General features: G+C 47.4%; 15 protein-coding genes and 1 riboswitch. Of the genes, 1 reads left to right on the top strand and 14 read right to left on the bottom strand.

All coding sequences use genetic code 11. The features are described 5' to 3' along the window. The 13 genes from thiS to JSY36_RS08035 form a co-directional block, all read right to left on the bottom strand. The gene (gene thiS, locus JSY36_RS08095) at window positions 1-204 is read right to left on the bottom strand and encodes a sulfur carrier protein ThiS (protein WP_122899359.1); all 204 of its coding nucleotides are present in this window, start codon (window positions 202-204) and stop codon (window positions 1-3) included. Between the two features lie 4 nt (window positions 205-208). Then, on the bottom strand, window positions 209-1,336 hold the full coding sequence (thiO, locus tag JSY36_RS08090) for a glycine oxidase ThiO (protein WP_205165970.1): 1,128 nt from the start codon (window positions 1,334-1,336) through the stop codon (window positions 209-211). Beyond that, complete coding sequence (tenI, locus tag JSY36_RS08085) at window positions 1,333-1,956, bottom strand: thiazole tautomerase TenI (RefSeq protein WP_205165969.1); 624 nt, start codon at window positions 1,954-1,956, stop codon at window positions 1,333-1,335. The genes thiO and tenI overlap by 4 nt, the downstream gene beginning before the upstream one ends. A 97-nt stretch (window positions 1,957-2,053) precedes the next feature. Continuing rightward, window positions 2,054-2,160, bottom strand: a riboswitch (TPP riboswitch). 284 nt (window positions 2,161-2,444) lie between these two features. Beyond that, window positions 2,445-2,840 carry a C-type lectin domain-containing protein gene (locus JSY36_RS08080; protein ID WP_205165968.1) on the bottom strand — a complete coding sequence of 132 codons (396 nt, stop codon included), beginning with the start codon at window positions 2,838-2,840 and terminating at the stop codon, window positions 2,445-2,447. 343 nt (window positions 2,841-3,183) lie between these two features. Continuing rightward, complete coding sequence (locus JSY36_RS08075; protein ID WP_236784657.1) at window positions 3,184-3,858, bottom strand: bifunctional 4-hydroxy-2-oxoglutarate aldolase/2-dehydro-3-deoxy-phosphogluconate aldolase; 675 nt, start codon at window positions 3,856-3,858, stop codon at window positions 3,184-3,186. A gap of 4 nt (window positions 3,859-3,862) precedes the next feature. Then, window positions 3,863-4,147 carry a cupin domain-containing protein gene (locus JSY36_RS08070; RefSeq protein ID WP_205165966.1) on the bottom strand — a complete coding sequence of 95 codons (285 nt, stop codon included), beginning with the start codon at window positions 4,145-4,147 and terminating at the stop codon, window positions 3,863-3,865. Window positions 4,148-4,167: 20 nt separating this feature from the next. Next, window positions 4,168-5,457, bottom strand: a complete 1,290-nt coding sequence (locus tag JSY36_RS08065; RefSeq protein ID WP_205165965.1) for a TRAP transporter large permease — start codon at window positions 5,455-5,457, stop codon at window positions 4,168-4,170. Window positions 5,458-5,460: 3 nt separating this feature from the next. Then, window positions 5,461-5,937, bottom strand: a complete 477-nt coding sequence (locus tag JSY36_RS08060; protein ID WP_249414095.1) for a TRAP transporter small permease — start codon at window positions 5,935-5,937, stop codon at window positions 5,461-5,463. Between the two features lie 64 nt (window positions 5,938-6,001). Next, window positions 6,002-7,033, bottom strand: coding sequence for a TRAP transporter substrate-binding protein (locus JSY36_RS08055; RefSeq protein WP_236784656.1), 1,032 nt, complete (start codon window positions 7,031-7,033; stop codon window positions 6,002-6,004). Between the two features lie 28 nt (window positions 7,034-7,061). Then, complete coding sequence (hxlB, locus tag JSY36_RS08050) at window positions 7,062-7,613, bottom strand: 6-phospho-3-hexuloisomerase (protein WP_236784655.1); 552 nt, start codon at window positions 7,611-7,613, stop codon at window positions 7,062-7,064. Then, a complete protein-coding gene (gene hxlA / locus JSY36_RS08045; protein WP_205165964.1) occupies window positions 7,591-8,229 on the bottom strand; it encodes a 3-hexulose-6-phosphate synthase in 639 nt (212 codons plus the stop codon). Before hxlA ends, hxlB begins: the two co-directional genes overlap by 23 nt. A gap of 206 nt (window positions 8,230-8,435) precedes the next feature. Further along, window positions 8,436-9,386 carry a sugar kinase gene (locus JSY36_RS08040; RefSeq protein ID WP_205165963.1) on the bottom strand — a complete coding sequence of 317 codons (951 nt, stop codon included), beginning with the start codon at window positions 9,384-9,386 and terminating at the stop codon, window positions 8,436-8,438. Between the two features lie 24 nt (window positions 9,387-9,410). Beyond that, window positions 9,411-10,397 (bottom strand): substrate-binding domain-containing protein, encoded by a 987-nt coding sequence (locus JSY36_RS08035; protein WP_205166078.1) that lies wholly within the window; start codon window positions 10,395-10,397, stop codon window positions 9,411-9,413. A 327-nt stretch (window positions 10,398-10,724) separates the two neighbouring features. Between JSY36_RS08035 and JSY36_RS08030 the strand changes: the two genes are divergently transcribed. Then, on the top strand, window positions 10,725-12,122 hold the full coding sequence (locus tag JSY36_RS08030) for a sodium/glutamate symporter (protein WP_205165962.1): 1,398 nt from the start codon (window positions 10,725-10,727) through the stop codon (window positions 12,120-12,122). A 270-nt stretch (window positions 12,123-12,392) separates the two neighbouring features. Here the strand turns inward: JSY36_RS08030 and JSY36_RS08025 are convergent, their stop codons facing one another. Then, window positions 12,393-14,132, bottom strand: coding sequence for an InlB B-repeat-containing protein (locus JSY36_RS08025; protein ID WP_205165961.1), 1,740 nt, complete (start codon window positions 14,130-14,132; stop codon window positions 12,393-12,395). Between the last annotated feature and the right edge of the window lie 140 nt (window positions 14,133-14,272).

The following is a 14,272-nucleotide window of genomic DNA, read 5'->3' as shown; positions in this document are numbered from 1 at the left end:
TTAACCGCCTCCTACAAAATGGACTAGCTCGAAGTGATCTCCGTCCTGTACGCGCTCTGCTTCATGAAGCTCTTTTGTTAAAATATCCTTATTTTTCTCCACAATGACGACCTTCTGATCCAATTCAAAATGGTGCAGCAGCTCTGATACGGTCGTAATGGAATCTGGCATTTCCACCTGGTCTCCGTTAATAATCAGCTTCATTTTATCACCTCTTTACAGATTCTTTTACCCGATCCAGTGAAAAGGCGCCCATGTATGACGGCAGCGGCTCTTCGCGTAGCATTTTAGCTACAAGACTGCCCGTTAACGGGGAAAGGAGGATCCCGTTTCGATAATGTCCTGTGGCAATCATGAGATTCTCATCATCCGGATGCTTCCCCAGATACGGTAACCCATCTCCCGACTGCGGCCGTATGCCGGTCCAAGACCGTTCGAAGGTGGCGCTCTTCAAGGCCGGAAGAACGTTCACAGCTTCCTTCATTAACTGTGACAGGCCTTCTATCGTCACGTTTTCAGAAAAGGTGTCCGGTATCACGGTTGCACCAATCACTAACCGGTTTCCACTCTTCGGTACCAGATAGCAGGTATCTGTAAAAATCGTGCTGGAAAGGAGAGGACGCTCTGTCAATACGGAAAAACATTCCCCTTTTACAGGGTAAGCGGGCAAAGAAAGGCCGCACGTTTCTAACAGTCGCTTCGTCCATGCCCCTGCAGCTACCACGATCCTTTCGCCGTAAAAAGTCCCATCGCCCGTTTGCACACCACAAACCGAATCTACCTCTTTAACAAGAGAACACACGTCTGTATCTTCTTTGAGTTCAGCCCCTAAATTTGCAGCAGCCGTGGCAAAGGCGTGTGTCAGCCTTTCCGGGTTCACATGGCCGTCACCGGGAATATCCATCGCTCCTAAAAAGGAATCGGAGAGGTGACGCTCTCTTTCCATTACTTGTTCCGGGTTCAGCCATTCCGCTCTTTCTCCAAGTCTCTGTTGAAAGGCAATCGTCTTTTTCAGATGTTCCGTTTCATTATCTGTTCTTGCAAGCTTCAGCATTCCTTTTTGTACAAGCTCAATATCAATGCCTGATTGCTCTTTTAATTCGTGTTGGAGGGATGGAAACATGGCTCTGCTTTCTTTCGCCATGTCAAATAGCGGTCCTCCCTCAGTCAGCTCGACTTGTGCCCCGAGCATTCCCGCTGCAGCACTGGAGGCCTTCCCCGCCAGGCGCCCCCTTTCCAACAGCAATACCTTTTTCCCATCAAGAGCAAGATAGTAGGCGATGGAACACCCGTTCACTCCCCCACCGATCACGATGGCATCATAACGTGCAGTCATCGAATCTCCTCCTTCCCGGCAAGCCGGCCGGTTTGATAGGCTTTCGCCGCTTTTACCCAGTCTTTCGCATCCATAATCCCCGACATGACAGCGATCCCCCCTGCTCCAGCAGCCCGAAGTTCCGGCAGCTTTTCAGGAGAGATGCCACCGATGGCAATGACTGGAATCCTTAAAGATCTTGTCAGGCTGCTCAATTCGTCAAGTCCTTTTGGGGTTTTCCCGGATTTGGAAGCTGTCGGATAGACATGGCCATAGAGGACAAAATCAGCCCCATCCCGTTCTGCCTCGATGGCTTCTTCATAGCGATGAACCGATTTCCCTACCCTTAAATGGGGAAAACACTTTCGAACCTCAGAAACGCCAAGACTATGACAGGCAAGCTGAACTCCGCAACAGTTCATCACTTGGGCCACATCCACGCGATCATTAATGATCAACTTACGCGCTGGAACCCCACTCGCTAAAAGTTCCTCCACAATTTCCATCATCTCTTTTGCACTTCGATCTTTTTCTCTTACATGAATCACATCCACATACTCATGAACGTCAGTTAAGATGCAGACCAAGTTTTCCCTTGTTTTTTTACCATCCGTAACGAGATGTAACTGCAAGGTAATCATCCTTTATGAAACGATTTTGTTGATCTTTTTTCGGGAAAGCCAAAAAAACCACTCTTTAGCGTAAAGAGTGGTTTAAATCTATGTGCCGTTCAACAGTGATAGAGCGATCCCACTTCCCTACGCTAGTCTGAACTAGATCAGGTTCAAAGGGTCTGGAAATTGATCTTTCCATCTCAGTCACTTATGACGCCCCCAGTGTTATGAGTATTCAATTATTCGCCCCCAGTATAGCACACAATTCATTGTTTTCAAAATACGGAAATCGTGCCAGATCCTGCAGGCGTTAGTAATGGGATTTTGTGTTAAGACATGCCGTTTTTCTATTAAGATTAAAGTTAGTCTAAAAAGGGGACAGGTATAAATGAGAATGATCGTTACCATTTCCAGTGTAAGGGAACGGAGGCTTTTGTGTGTTGATGGCAGCAACGGACAGTTCTCTCCCTTCCAAAAGAAGCAGAGATCCCCCCTATTGTTACGAAATTAAGCACCTACTGAAAAACACACAAAGCATGCACCAGACAATCCTCAAAATTTGTTATCACTTCTATATTGCCACCACTACAAGGCATAACCCGGACAATAACAGGATCCCCGCTAAGATCAGTACTCCAAAATAAGGTAGGACACCTCTGAACATTCCCTGTTCCATCGGTATAGGTAAACATGTGTGCAAGTTGATTTAGTTCATTAATAGAAGCTAAAAAGGCTCCTTGATTGCTGCAAAGAGTTGATGCGTTCTCAAAACTTATATTTTGTGGAGTATAAAGATATGCAAGTCCACTAACCGGATCAAAATTATTGGCAGCAATCTCCGCTCTTCTTTCAGTACACTGCTCTCCTTCGCACGGTTGTAACTGTCTCGGACAAAACGGTATGATACCCATTTAGCTCACCTCCCTTTTATAAAGTATTCATTACGTTATAAAAGGAACTGGTTGGATGCTTATTTTGTTTGACAATGGTGGAAACGCAGAGTATATCCAAATGTTTCCCCGGAAGTAAATATTTCGGCTGGGACAAGGCTCAGGCAAACATTCATATTAGTACTGAAAGATTAACATTTACATCTCGGAGTATTGATTTCCCGTTTTTTTATGAGTCAACTAAATATGAATCTAATTAAGATAACAAAATCTCCATTCGTCCTCCCCCCCTCAAGCAAAAAAGGATGCTCCCTAAGAAGCACCCCAAAATCGAACACCAAACCCATCCAAAACGCTACAAATCCTACACTCTATTACTCTCTAACTTCCCTCCACCTTCACGCACTCTACCGACTAACTCTACAAACTGCCTCGCTCTGTCAGTAATGCCTCTCAACTTCTCTGCAGTTAATTCCCCATCTGACGGAACCAGGGTACTTCCGAGGCCGATGCCTGCTGCTCCAGCCTCAATAAATTCACCTGCATTGGAAAGATCGATGCCTCCCGTTGCGATCAACGGAATTTGCGGCAATGGGCCTTTCATATCTTTAATAAAGGAAGCGCCCAAAGTCCTTGCGGGGAAAACTTTAACCATGTCCGCCCCGTGTTCGAAAGCGGTTAGAATCTCAGTTGGGGTAAATGCCCCTGGAACGCTCAGGGCTCCGTACCGCTTTGCGATTTTTATCGTGTCTGCATTCAGCGTAGGGGAAAAGATAAACTGAGCGCCGGAGAGAATCGCTGCTCGTGCGGTTTCCGGATCAAGAACCGTTCCGGCGCCAACACTTACCCCGTCTCCGGTAAACTCAGACGCCAGCTTTTCAATGACGCCCATGGCACCGGGGGATTCCACCGTGATCTCAAGGGACTTGATGCCCCCTTCCCTAAGGGCTTTGGCCACGTCTAAAATGCTGTCTTTTTTTGCTCCGCGAATCACGGCGACAATTCCGCTGTCTGATATATTTTCAAGAAGAAAACTCATCTTGTCACTTCCCATCCAGGAGATCTTTTCGAACCGGCGTGAACACATCAAGAATGGTGCAGCTGTCAATCACGTTTACGCGGTGCGGAGCGTTGGACGGGATGTACTGCACATCCCCTTCATGCAGCACTCGCTTCTCACCTGCAACCTCGAATTCCACACTGCCTTTTTTGATATAGCTGACCTGTTCCTCCACGTGCTTGTCCTCGTCTCCGTGAAAGCCTTTATCCAGCTCTACTTTTACAACCATTACCGATCCTTCTGCTGCTAACACTTCTCTAGTAACCATAGACACTATCAACCTTTCTGTTATATGACTAAATCAGGGAAAAAGAATTTTGGAATAAAGAATGCCACTTCCGGTACAAAAGCTACGAGACCGAGCACGATGAGGATCACCAAAATAAATGGTGTCACTGCTTTAAATGAACGCTCAATGGATATATTTCCGATCTTCGCAGCGAGCAGGAGACAGAGCCCGTACGGAGGTGTAATAAGTCCGATGGCAAGGGTCATGATTATGATAATCCCGAGAAGAACCGGGCTGATGTCAAATAGCTGGGCGACCGGAAGGACAACAGGGACAAACAGAATCATGGCCGGAATCGCATCCATAAACGTACCGATAAACAGGAAGAACAAGATAATAATCAAAAGGAACACAATCTTGCTTGAGATGTTATTCGTAAAGAATTCCTGAGCCCAGATGGCTACCTGGTAGTAGCTCAGCAGTTCCCCGAGAGCGCTGGCTGCGGCCAGGGCAAACAACGAGAGAGAACTGAGCATCAGGGTATCCGTCAGCACTTTCGGCATGTCCTTCAGTTTCAGGGTCTTATAGAAAAACATGCTGATCAGGAATGTGTAAACAGAAGCGAAAGCAGCGGCTTCCGTAGCAGTGAAAATCCCTGATATAATACCCCCGATTAAAATGACCGGAGTAAAAATGGCAGGAAGCGTTTCCAAAAATGATTTTGTGAATTCATTTACCGAAGTGCGGTTCGCCTTTGGATACCCGCGCTTTACGGCAAAGATATAGATAAGGAGCATCATCCCGAGACCAACGAGAACGCCCGGCACGATCCCGGCTAAAAACAACGCACCTACTGAGACGTTTGTCAGTCCTGCAAAGATGATCATCGGAATACTAGGAGGAATAATAACCCCTATCGTCGATGAAGCGGCAGTCACACCTACGGCAGTCGGGGTGTCATATCCCTGTCTTTTCATGCTGGGGATGAGAATTTTCCCCACACCGGCCGTATCTGCCTGTGACGCACCGGAAACTCCGGCAAAAATCATCGAAACGAGTATATTCGCGTGGGCAAGCCCCCCACGGATATGGCCGACGATTTTCAGGGAAAAATCAATCAGCTTTTGAGAAATCTGCCCGTGATTCATCAGGTTTGCGGCTAAAATAAAGAGCGGCACGGCCAGCAGAACAAACGAGTCCAACCCGTTGAGCATTCTTACGGGAACAGTTACTTCAGGAATATAAGGGATGGCGAAAATTCCGACAAAGGCAATGATACCAATAACAAACGCAATCGGAACACCGATCAGCAGCAGTACAAGAAAGAGTCCTATTAATAAAAATCCCATCTCTTACTCCCCTCCCCGTGCCGAGATCAACTTAACACTCGTAAACACATGTGCCGCAAGATAGATGACCATCGTTCCTGCCATAATCGGCAGAGAAATCCATACATAGCCCATTTTCAAAGCCGGTATGGTCACCCACTGGTAACTCCAAAACGTCGTTAAAGCCGTTAAACTGTAAATGAAAAGCACGCTGCTGAAGGCGATCAAGATCACATCAATAGTGATGTTTAACGCGTACTTTGCTTTGCCTTTCAGCTTCTTTGCCAGCAGATCGAAATTAAAATGCTCTTTTTTATTCACCATCACGGCCGCACCCATAAACACGGCCCAGATAAAGGAATAGTTAGCGACCTCGCCTGTCCACAGGACAGATACGCCCAATTGACGGCTTACCACCTGAACAAGGATGGCCGCGAAAAAGATACATAGAAATACAACACCGATAATCAGTTGAATCTGCTCCAGCCGTTTAATGAACACTCGCTTCACCTACTCATGTTAGAGATTAGGGGAAGATCACTCCTGTGTGCTCTTCCCCCTTGATTTATTGTTTAAGGTCGTTGATTCTTTGGAGAATATCTTCAATACCCGCGTCTTCTGCGAACGCTTCCTGGATCGGAAGGGCAATCTCGATGAACGGCTCACGGTCAATTTCATTGATTTCAGCACCTTCCTCAAGGGCTTTCTCCTTATACTCCTCTTCTTGTGCGTAAAGGGCTTCACGCTCTGCCACTGTTGATGCTTCTGCAGCGTTTAACAGAATCTCCTTCTGCTCGTCCGTCAACTCATCAAAACGCTCTCCATTTACAAGAAGTAAACGGGTCGTGTAGTCATGTCCTGTCTCTGTGGTGTACTTCCCATTTGGTGTCTGGTGGTGATTTTGCTGGACAAAGTACGGGTAAGCGTTCTCAGAAGAATCTACAACATTTTGCTGCAGTCCCTGATAGAGCTCTCCCCATGCTACATCAACAGGTGTTGCGCCTGCCTGTCTCCAGAAGTCTGCAACGACACCGGAGGTCTGGGTTCTGATTGACATTCCTCTAAGATCGTCAATAGTCTCGAGCGGCTCTTTGCCGTAGTAGTGACGGACACCGGCTGACCAGTAGCCGAGTACTTTAAAGTCATTGCCGGATTGTTCGTTAATAATCTCCGCCAGTTCTTCTCCTATTTCCCCGTCTACAACAGACTCCCAGTGGTCGTAATCGTCAAACAGGTACGGCAGCGCTAATAAGTCGACTTCTTTGATTCCAGTAGCCGTCATGAAGCCCGGTGAAACAAGGACAACATCCGCTGCACCAAGTTTTAGCTTTTCCACAAGTTCCGACTCCTCTGTCCCGATGGTTCCCGCATGAACCTCCACTTCAATAGCCCCGTCTGATTCTGATTCAGCTACATTCTTGAACTCAAGCATCCCTTCCTGAAATGGATTGTCGGGAGAAGTCTGGTTGTGGGCAGCAAGGATTTTCAGGTCCCCGCTTCCTTCTGCTCCGCTTGTTTCATCTTCATTTCCACACCCAGTGAGTACCAATCCCAATGCAGCAACGGTCATCCCCAATGTACTTGCCAGTTTCTTCATGTCCGATTCCTCCCGGTTTTATTTTTATCTATTCCATATTTGCGTGGCGGCGGGTCATTTCTTCGTACCCTTCACCTTTAACTGTTCCAATGATAATCGCATCCAGTACCAGATGAACGGCCTGGTCGAACTGGTTTCCAAGTGGCTGAATGGTCTCAGGTTCTTCTTCTCTTCTAAACTTTGTCGCTGCCGGAATGACCAGTACGAGGTCACTTATTTCAGCGATGGGCGATTGGTCGTTTGTTGTGACAAGCGCCACCTTTGCACCTGCCTCTTTGGCCTTTTGGGCAAACTGCTTAATCGCGCCCGTTGTTCCGGAACCGGAAATCCCAACGAGAAGATCCCCTTCTTCGACGCTTGGGGTAATGGTTTCCCCGACTGCAAAAACGGTGTAGCCGCTATGCATGAGCCTCATGGCAAAGGCTTTCCCCATCAGTCCTGAGCGCCCTTCACCTGTAATAAAAATCCGCTTCGCATCTTTTAATTCCTGACTAAGTGCCGAGGCTTCGCTTTCGGAAACGTTGGAAAGAACCGTGTCCATTTCAGCAGCGACCTGATTAATGATTGTTTTCATAGTCATCCATAACTCCTCTCATTTTTAATACGACTTGTTTTTTATCATCCGCCTTTGTAACCGCGCTCCCGACGATCACAACCGAAGGGGATTTGCACAAAATCTCCGGGAGTGAAACTGGTGAAATGCCGCCTGCTACTGCTACTTCAAGATTTTTCCGTCCTTCTGTAAGGGAGAACAAGTCAAGCTTCATAGCCCCACCCTTTTGCATATCCTTTCCGTAGTGGAGACTTACGAGGTCCGCCCCCAATTCATCAAGGGCTGCTATACGTTCAGGGTCTGTGACGCCTAATAAATCGATCATTGCGCGCTTATCGTTCTGTTTAGCAACCTCTAGCACATCCGCAATTGTCTGATCCGCTGAAAAAGCCATCACCGTTGTAATGTCCGCTCCCGCTTCAAAAGCCTGAAGGGCCTCATGCTTGCCTGCATCACAGGTCTTCATATCCGCCACCAGTGTCTTATGTGGAAATTTTTCTTTAATCTCTCTTACAATCGCCATTCCGTACTCTTTAATGACGCCTGTGCCCACTTCAATCCAATCGATATGGGCTTCTGTCTGTTCGAGAATGGCAAAACATTCGTCACGGGTTAACCTGTCCAAAGCCAGTTGAATCTTCACTGGAAGTCCTCCTTCTATCTGAGGCCACTGAAAAAGTACAAACCAACTTTTTCACTGCCTTTTATTTAAGCGGCAATGGCTCCATTCGGTTGCCCGCCTGTTACGAGAACCCCACTCATAACAGGCTTTTAAAACATGCAACCGTTCCGCTCATTGCTTAGACGGCACTTTAAAAAAGTTTAAGACCGAACTTTTTCAGTGCCGTCCTATCTTTCTATGAATTCTTTTTCACCAAGCCGGATTAACACGTCATCCAGGTAAGGGAGACCTTCATTGTCTCCTGAGACTCCAACAACCATGGATCCGATCGTATTGGCCACATGGAGCCGTTTTTCCAAAGGCCACCCCTGCAGCCAGCTGTAAAGGTACCCTGCATCGAAGCCGTCACCGGCACCTACCGTATCGACCACACTCTCTGCTTTTACAGGAGGGGCAACGACTTTTTCTCCGTTTTCCCACCCCGTCGATCCGTTCCCGCCATCTTTCAGCACGACCGACGATAGACCAAGATCACTGCATTTTTGGAAAATAACATCAGGATCCACACTGTTAAACAGAATCTCCGCTTCCTCCATACCTGCAAGTAAAAGATCCACTTCCGGCAGAATGTCCAGTAAGGCCTCTCTCGCTTCTTCCTTTTGCCAAAGCTTCAGGCGGATGTTCGGATCCAGGGAGATGAATAGGCCTTGTTCTTTTGCAAGACGGATGGCTTTCTTTACAAGCGGGACGTTTTTCTCCTTATCGAGTGCCATAAACACACCGGTTATATGCAGCACCCGTCCTCCCTTAAAGGTCGATGCGCCGATCGTCTCTTCTGTTAGGGTTACGGTCGGTGAGTTGGAGCGGTAGTAAAACGTTCTTCCGCCCCCGCCTTCATACACTTCCTTAAATTGAACCGAGGTCGGATAGCCGTCCACAAGCCCAACCTGTGACGTATCTACTCCTTCTCCGCGGGCAAAGTTACGGATAAAGCGGCCAAACTCATCGTTCCCGAGTCTGCTGATCCAGGTTGTGCTAAGCCCAAGTCTCGCACAGCCAATGGCCAGGTTAAATTCAGCACCGCCTGCTTTTCTGTCAAAAGAATTTACAAACCTCATCGGTCCTTTTGTCTGGGGCTGCATGGATACCATGGCATCCCCGATCGTGATTACATCCATGTCGGTTAACTCCTGTCTGCCAGATTAGCAAGATTCTCCGGGTATCAATTCCGGTTCATAACGGTACACCATTTCATCCCCGGTATTGTTGTTTTTGACTTTATCAATAATAATGGACGCTGCTTTTCTACCCATCTCAAAAGTCGGCTGGGCAATATACGTAAGTGTTGGGGAATAGAGATCGGCAAAGGAAACCCTGTCAATCCCGATCACAGCCAGATCCTCAGGCATGGAAAGACCGCTTTCTTTCACAAATTTCAAAACTTCAATCAGGGAAAGATCATTGGAAGCCAAAATCGCATCCGGCTTTAAAGGTCCGTTAAACATCTCTCCGAGTGCGCCCTGCATATCTTCTACGTCCACGCTCTTGATCCACTCTTCCTTCAATGAAAGACCATTGTCTTTATGTGACTGTTTGAATCCGTTGATCCGCTCCACCCGCGGTGAAGGTTTTTGTTTAAGCGAGGTGGTTAACATCCCAATGTTGGAATAACCTTTCCCGGCCAGATGAGTAACGGCCAGGGCAGAAGCCCGTTCGTTGTTCAGCTGGACGGTGGGAACCTCCACTTCATCAATGATCCGGTCCATAAACACAAGGGGGAATTCTCCGTCCTTCATCTTTTTATACAAATCCAGGTTGCCGCCGGTGGGAAAAACAATCAGTCCGTCCACCTGCTTTGCCAAAAGCATTTCAATATACTTCTTCTCTTTTTCAGGATTGTCATCGGCATTACACACAATGAGGTGAAAATCGTGCTCATGGCAGTAATCTTCAATGGCCCTGATCACTTGGGTGGAAAAGGAATGAAGAATGTTTGCCACAATCACCCCTATTGTCTGTGTGGATTTCTGCTTTAAGCTCCGGGCAACAATGTTAGGCTGGTACCCCAGCTCACTGATTGCGCTTTCAATTCGTGCTTTGGTTTTTGCGCCCATGTAGTCAAACCGCTTGTTCAAATATTGCGATACGGTACTCTTTGACACACCGGCATGTTTGGCTACATCGGCCATCGTTATTCGTTTGTTCACATTGACTCAGCTCGCTCTCGCATTACTAAATCGGTTTAGTAAATCGGTTTAGTAAGAGTATAAAACAAATGTAAGCGCTTTACAAGGTGAAATTTTAAAAAGGTGTTGGAATGTTGATTACAGTATTTTCCGTCCTGCTCTGATAGCACCAGGCCAGAACAAAATATTGCGCTGTGAATACATCAAAAGTCTTACATGAGAGAAATGTGGTTTTTGATGAGCTTATATTTGCTAAACACCGTTTAATCCTTCCATTACCCGGTAATACGCATCGTATAGCTTCTTATAGACGAAAGGGAGGGGGAGAATATGTCACCGGAGGTTGTCGGATTCAGTTTTATTATTTTAGGTGTGCTTCTCATGATCGGAAAATGGATTCGGGTGGCGACGCCGTTTCTGCAGTCGTTTTTTATACCCAGTTCCATTATTGCCGGATTGATCGGGTTGCTTTTAGGACCGGAAGTGCTCGGGCTTCTGGGGGTGGAGTTATTTGAAGGTGGTGGTATGTTCCCTGAACCCATGCTCGCTGTTTGGGAAACACTTCCCGAGCTTTTGATCAGCGTCATTTTCGCCTCCCTTTTTATCGGGAAAACCATCCCTCATATTAAAAAAATATGGGAGGTTTCAGGACCTCAGATTACCTTTGCTCACTTTTTATCATGGGGACAATATGTAGTCGGGATCACCATCGCCCTTGTTCTGCTCGTCCCCGTGTTTAATATGAATCCCGCTGTCGGCGCCCTTTTGGAGATCAGTTTTGTAGGAGGACACGGTACAGCCGCAGGGCTTTCCGGTACCTTTGAAAGTATCGGCTTTGAAGAAGGACGGGACCTTGCGGTGGGACTGGCTACTGTAGGCGTTCTTACGGGAGTCTTTTTGGGAATGATCCTCATCAACTGGGGTGCAAGAAAAGGAAAAACCGAAGTATTGAAAGATCCAGGCGATATTTCCGACGAGCAGAAAAAAGGCCTGATAAAAAAAGAAGATCAGCAGGAAGAACCTGCCGGGCAGCAGACAACAAGGCCGGAAGTCATCGAAACCCTGACGGTTCATTTTGCCTACATCGGTATTGCCATCGCCCTTGGGTACCTTCTTCTAGAAGGTTTAATCCTTGTGGAAGAAGCCTTGTGGAGTGACACAATCGAGCTCTTTGTGCACCTGCCTCTGTTCCCCCTTGCCATGGTGGGAGCGGTAGTGGTTCAGCTCTTCTTAAGCAAATTCGTGAAACCGGCAGTGATCGACCGGGGGATGATCAACAGAATTCAAGGTTTTGCCCTTGATCTCCTTATCGTCTCTGCGATTGCCACCCTTTCTCTTTCCGTACTGGGAGAGTACCTGCTCCCTTTCCTGATTCTGTCTGCAGGGGCAATAAGCTGGAACATCCTCGCATTTATCTTTATCGCTCCGCGGATCATGCCTGATTACTGGTTTGAGAGAGCCATCGGGGATTATGGTCAGGCGATGGGCATGAGTGCAGCAGGTCTTTTACTGATCAAGCTGGCAGATCCTGAAGGGAAAAGCCCCGCCAAAGAAGGATTCAGTTACAAACAGCTGCTTCTTGATCTCATTGTCGGCGGTGGAATTGTGACGGCAGCATCCGTTCCTCTTATCGCGGCTTTCGGCCCCGTACCCGCCCTGATCACAGCCGCCATCGTCACAACCGGCTGGTTGCTCCTTGGATTGCTTTATTTCAGAAAGAAGAAATGACCCTTGTAGGAATGCAGCAATGCCGCCTAAGGGAGTTGTACTTTCCTTTATAGTTAATATGAAAAGCCCCAACCAGCATGCTTTGTTAACTGGTTGGGGCTTGGTTTGTGAGTGACCTTACTTAAAAAACGGATTGACATAAACCTTTGAAAGAGCTGTACATGGCAGCGCCGTTTTATCATTTTTTCTCTCTAGTAAAGAGTTACATCCCTAGGTGAGAATGAACAGGACTACCTTCAAGAGTAATGTGAAAAAGGGAATTCGTAACTGCTATTCTTCTCCCTGTGATTCTTCCTGCTCTTGATCATCTTCATCCGGTGGTAAGTCCTCTTCTATATCTTCACCTTCTTGTTTATCCTCAACATTTTCGGAGTCACCTTCTGCGGGCTCTTGACCAGATTCTTTATCTTTCTTTTCATCTTTATCTGGTTCTATAACTTCCTTTTTCTCTTTCTCCTCACCTTTACGCTCTTCTTCTTTCATTCCGGAATCTCTTGATGATTCTTGCCTGTCAGGGGAATCCCCACCTACTGAAGATCCTCCGGAAGTGCCGCCCGAACCGGAGCCCGTGGAAGCCTCTGTTTCAGTGCCCCCGGTATTACTGCTTTCATTTTCCACGGCTTCCTCCTGTTCCTTACTGAAAACAGCGGTCATATGATGATCCCTGTCCATGATTACGGAAATGGATTCCGCTGATCCCGTAACGCTGCCTTCCCATCGGACAAATTCCCACCCTCGGTCCGGTACAGCAGTCAGGGTTACGGTATCACCGTTCGCATAAGACATCGTGTCTTGAAGTACGCTTCCGCTTCCATCCGTTCCTACAGACAGATCATAGGACCCTTCTTCGGTGAAAACAGCTGTGACAGAGAGATCACCTTCCAGAGTGACAACCAACGGGTTATTTAACGATTGGACATCTCCATGCCACCCGGCGAATGTCCAGCCTTCAGCCGGCTCCGCGTGAAGGGTAATCTCTGTACCGTAAGTCAATTCCTCTGGCTCCGGTGTGAGGCTCACGATCCCTTCCCCCTCAACCTCGTAGGCTACTTGAACAAGATCATCACCTTCAACCTTAATAGTCACATCTGATACGAGACCGTCTGCTTCAGCCGTAATCGTTTCAGTACCGCTTTTTTCAGCAGTGAAGATGATGTCTCCCTCCTCTGTTTCGCTCAATGTCCCGAGTTCCTTGTCCAGGGACCACTCAGGCACGATGTCCTTCTCGTCTTCTGCCAAATCAAACCCGGTTACTGATAGCGTTACCTCTTCTCCAATGCTCATTTCAACAGCATCAGCATCCTCGGCCGACACAACCAATTCATTGAGTACCTGTTCGGCAACCTCAAAGTCTTCAGATAGGGTAAGGGACTCGATCGCTGCATCCAGGGTTACCATCCCTGTCTGTTCAGGTACGATAAAAAGCTGACCTTCTTCATCGTGACTAAACTCTCCCGATCCGCTTTCCAACGTCCACTCTATGTCCATATCAACAGTGGTGTCCTCGTCCCACACAAGCATCAAAGGATTTTCATAGTCTTGCTGAAGACGGGCACGGGTGGACTGAATGGACAGGCGCTCCGTGATCTCCTCCAACATCTGGTCCATACCTTGGGAGCGGGAAGATCCGCGACCGTCCATGACCGTTTGAATGCCTTCTTCAATGCGGCCGGTATAAAAATAAACATCCGCCAACGTGATGTAATAGGCCGGCTCTCGTGGTTTCAGACGGATTCCCTGCAGGAGCGTATGCTCAACTTTACCCCACTCTTCAAGCATAAAATAGGCTTTTGCAAGACCTAACCGTGCCTGAAGGTGCCCGGGGTCTATATTTAAATACTCGAGATAATACTCAATGCTTGTTTCATAGTCTTCTTCTTGAAAGTAGGCTTCTGCTTTTTCAAAAAGGCTGCCTGCATCTTCCGACTGGGCTGCGTTATACGTAAACGCGCCGGTAATCAGCACGAGAATGACTGTGAGCGCAATAATAACGATCTTTTTTCTATCCATTGGTTCTTCCTTCCCTGAAAACTGTAAGAATTATGTATTATAAAGAAAACATACCATAAAGCGACATCATTTTGCATCGTTTTCAGGAAGATTCGAGAATGGACCCGGTTCGGGCAATAAAAAAACACTCTCCCGCATAA

The sequence above is a fragment of the Alteribacter salitolerans genome (assembly GCF_016901055.1).
In the GTDB taxonomy this organism is placed as follows: domain Bacteria; phylum Bacillota; class Bacilli; order Bacillales; family Salisediminibacteriaceae; genus Alteribacter; species Alteribacter keqinensis.
This window is presented reverse-complemented; position numbering and strand designations above follow the sequence as displayed.

Bases quoted from the DNA above. Each gene is read 5' to 3' on its own strand.
- JSY36_RS08065 (WP_205165965.1), bottom strand. From the start codon at position 5,457: ATGGGATTTTTATTAATAGGACTCTTTCTTGTACTGCTGCTGATCGGT.
- thiS (WP_122899359.1), bottom strand. From the start codon at position 204: ATGAAGCTGATTATTAACGGAGACCAGGTGGAAATGCCAGATTCCATT.
- JSY36_RS08025 (WP_205165961.1), bottom strand. From the start codon at position 14,132: ATGGATAGAAAAAAGATCGTTATTATTGCGCTCACAGTCATTCTCGTG.
- JSY36_RS08070 (WP_205165966.1), bottom strand. From the start codon at position 4,147: ATGGTTACTAGAGAAGTGTTAGCAGCAGAAGGATCGGTAATGGTTGTA.
- JSY36_RS08080 (WP_205165968.1), bottom strand. From the start codon at position 2,840: ATGGGTATCATACCGTTTTGTCCGAGACAGTTACAACCGTGCGAAGGA.
- JSY36_RS08055 (WP_236784656.1), bottom strand. From the start codon at position 7,033: ATGAAGAAACTGGCAAGTACATTGGGGATGACCGTTGCTGCATTGGGA.
- JSY36_RS08040 (WP_205165963.1), bottom strand. From the start codon at position 9,386: ATGGATGTAATCACGATCGGGGATGCCATGGTATCCATGCAGCCCCAG.
- JSY36_RS08075 (WP_236784657.1), bottom strand. From the start codon at position 3,858: ATGAGTTTTCTTCTTGAAAATATATCAGACAGCGGAATTGTCGCCGTG.
- hxlB (WP_236784655.1), bottom strand. From the start codon at position 7,613: ATGACTATGAAAACAATCATTAATCAGGTCGCTGCTGAAATGGACACG.
- JSY36_RS08030 (WP_205165962.1), top strand. From the start codon at position 10,725: ATGTCACCGGAGGTTGTCGGATTCAGTTTTATTATTTTAGGTGTGCTT.
- JSY36_RS08035 (WP_205166078.1), bottom strand. From the start codon at position 10,397: ATGGCCGATGTAGCCAAACATGCCGGTGTGTCAAAGAGTACCGTATCG.
- thiO (WP_205165970.1), bottom strand. From the start codon at position 1,336: ATGACTGCACGTTATGATGCCATCGTGATCGGTGGGGGAGTGAACGGG.
- tenI (WP_205165969.1), bottom strand. From the start codon at position 1,956: ATGATTACCTTGCAGTTACATCTCGTTACGGATGGTAAAAAAACAAGG.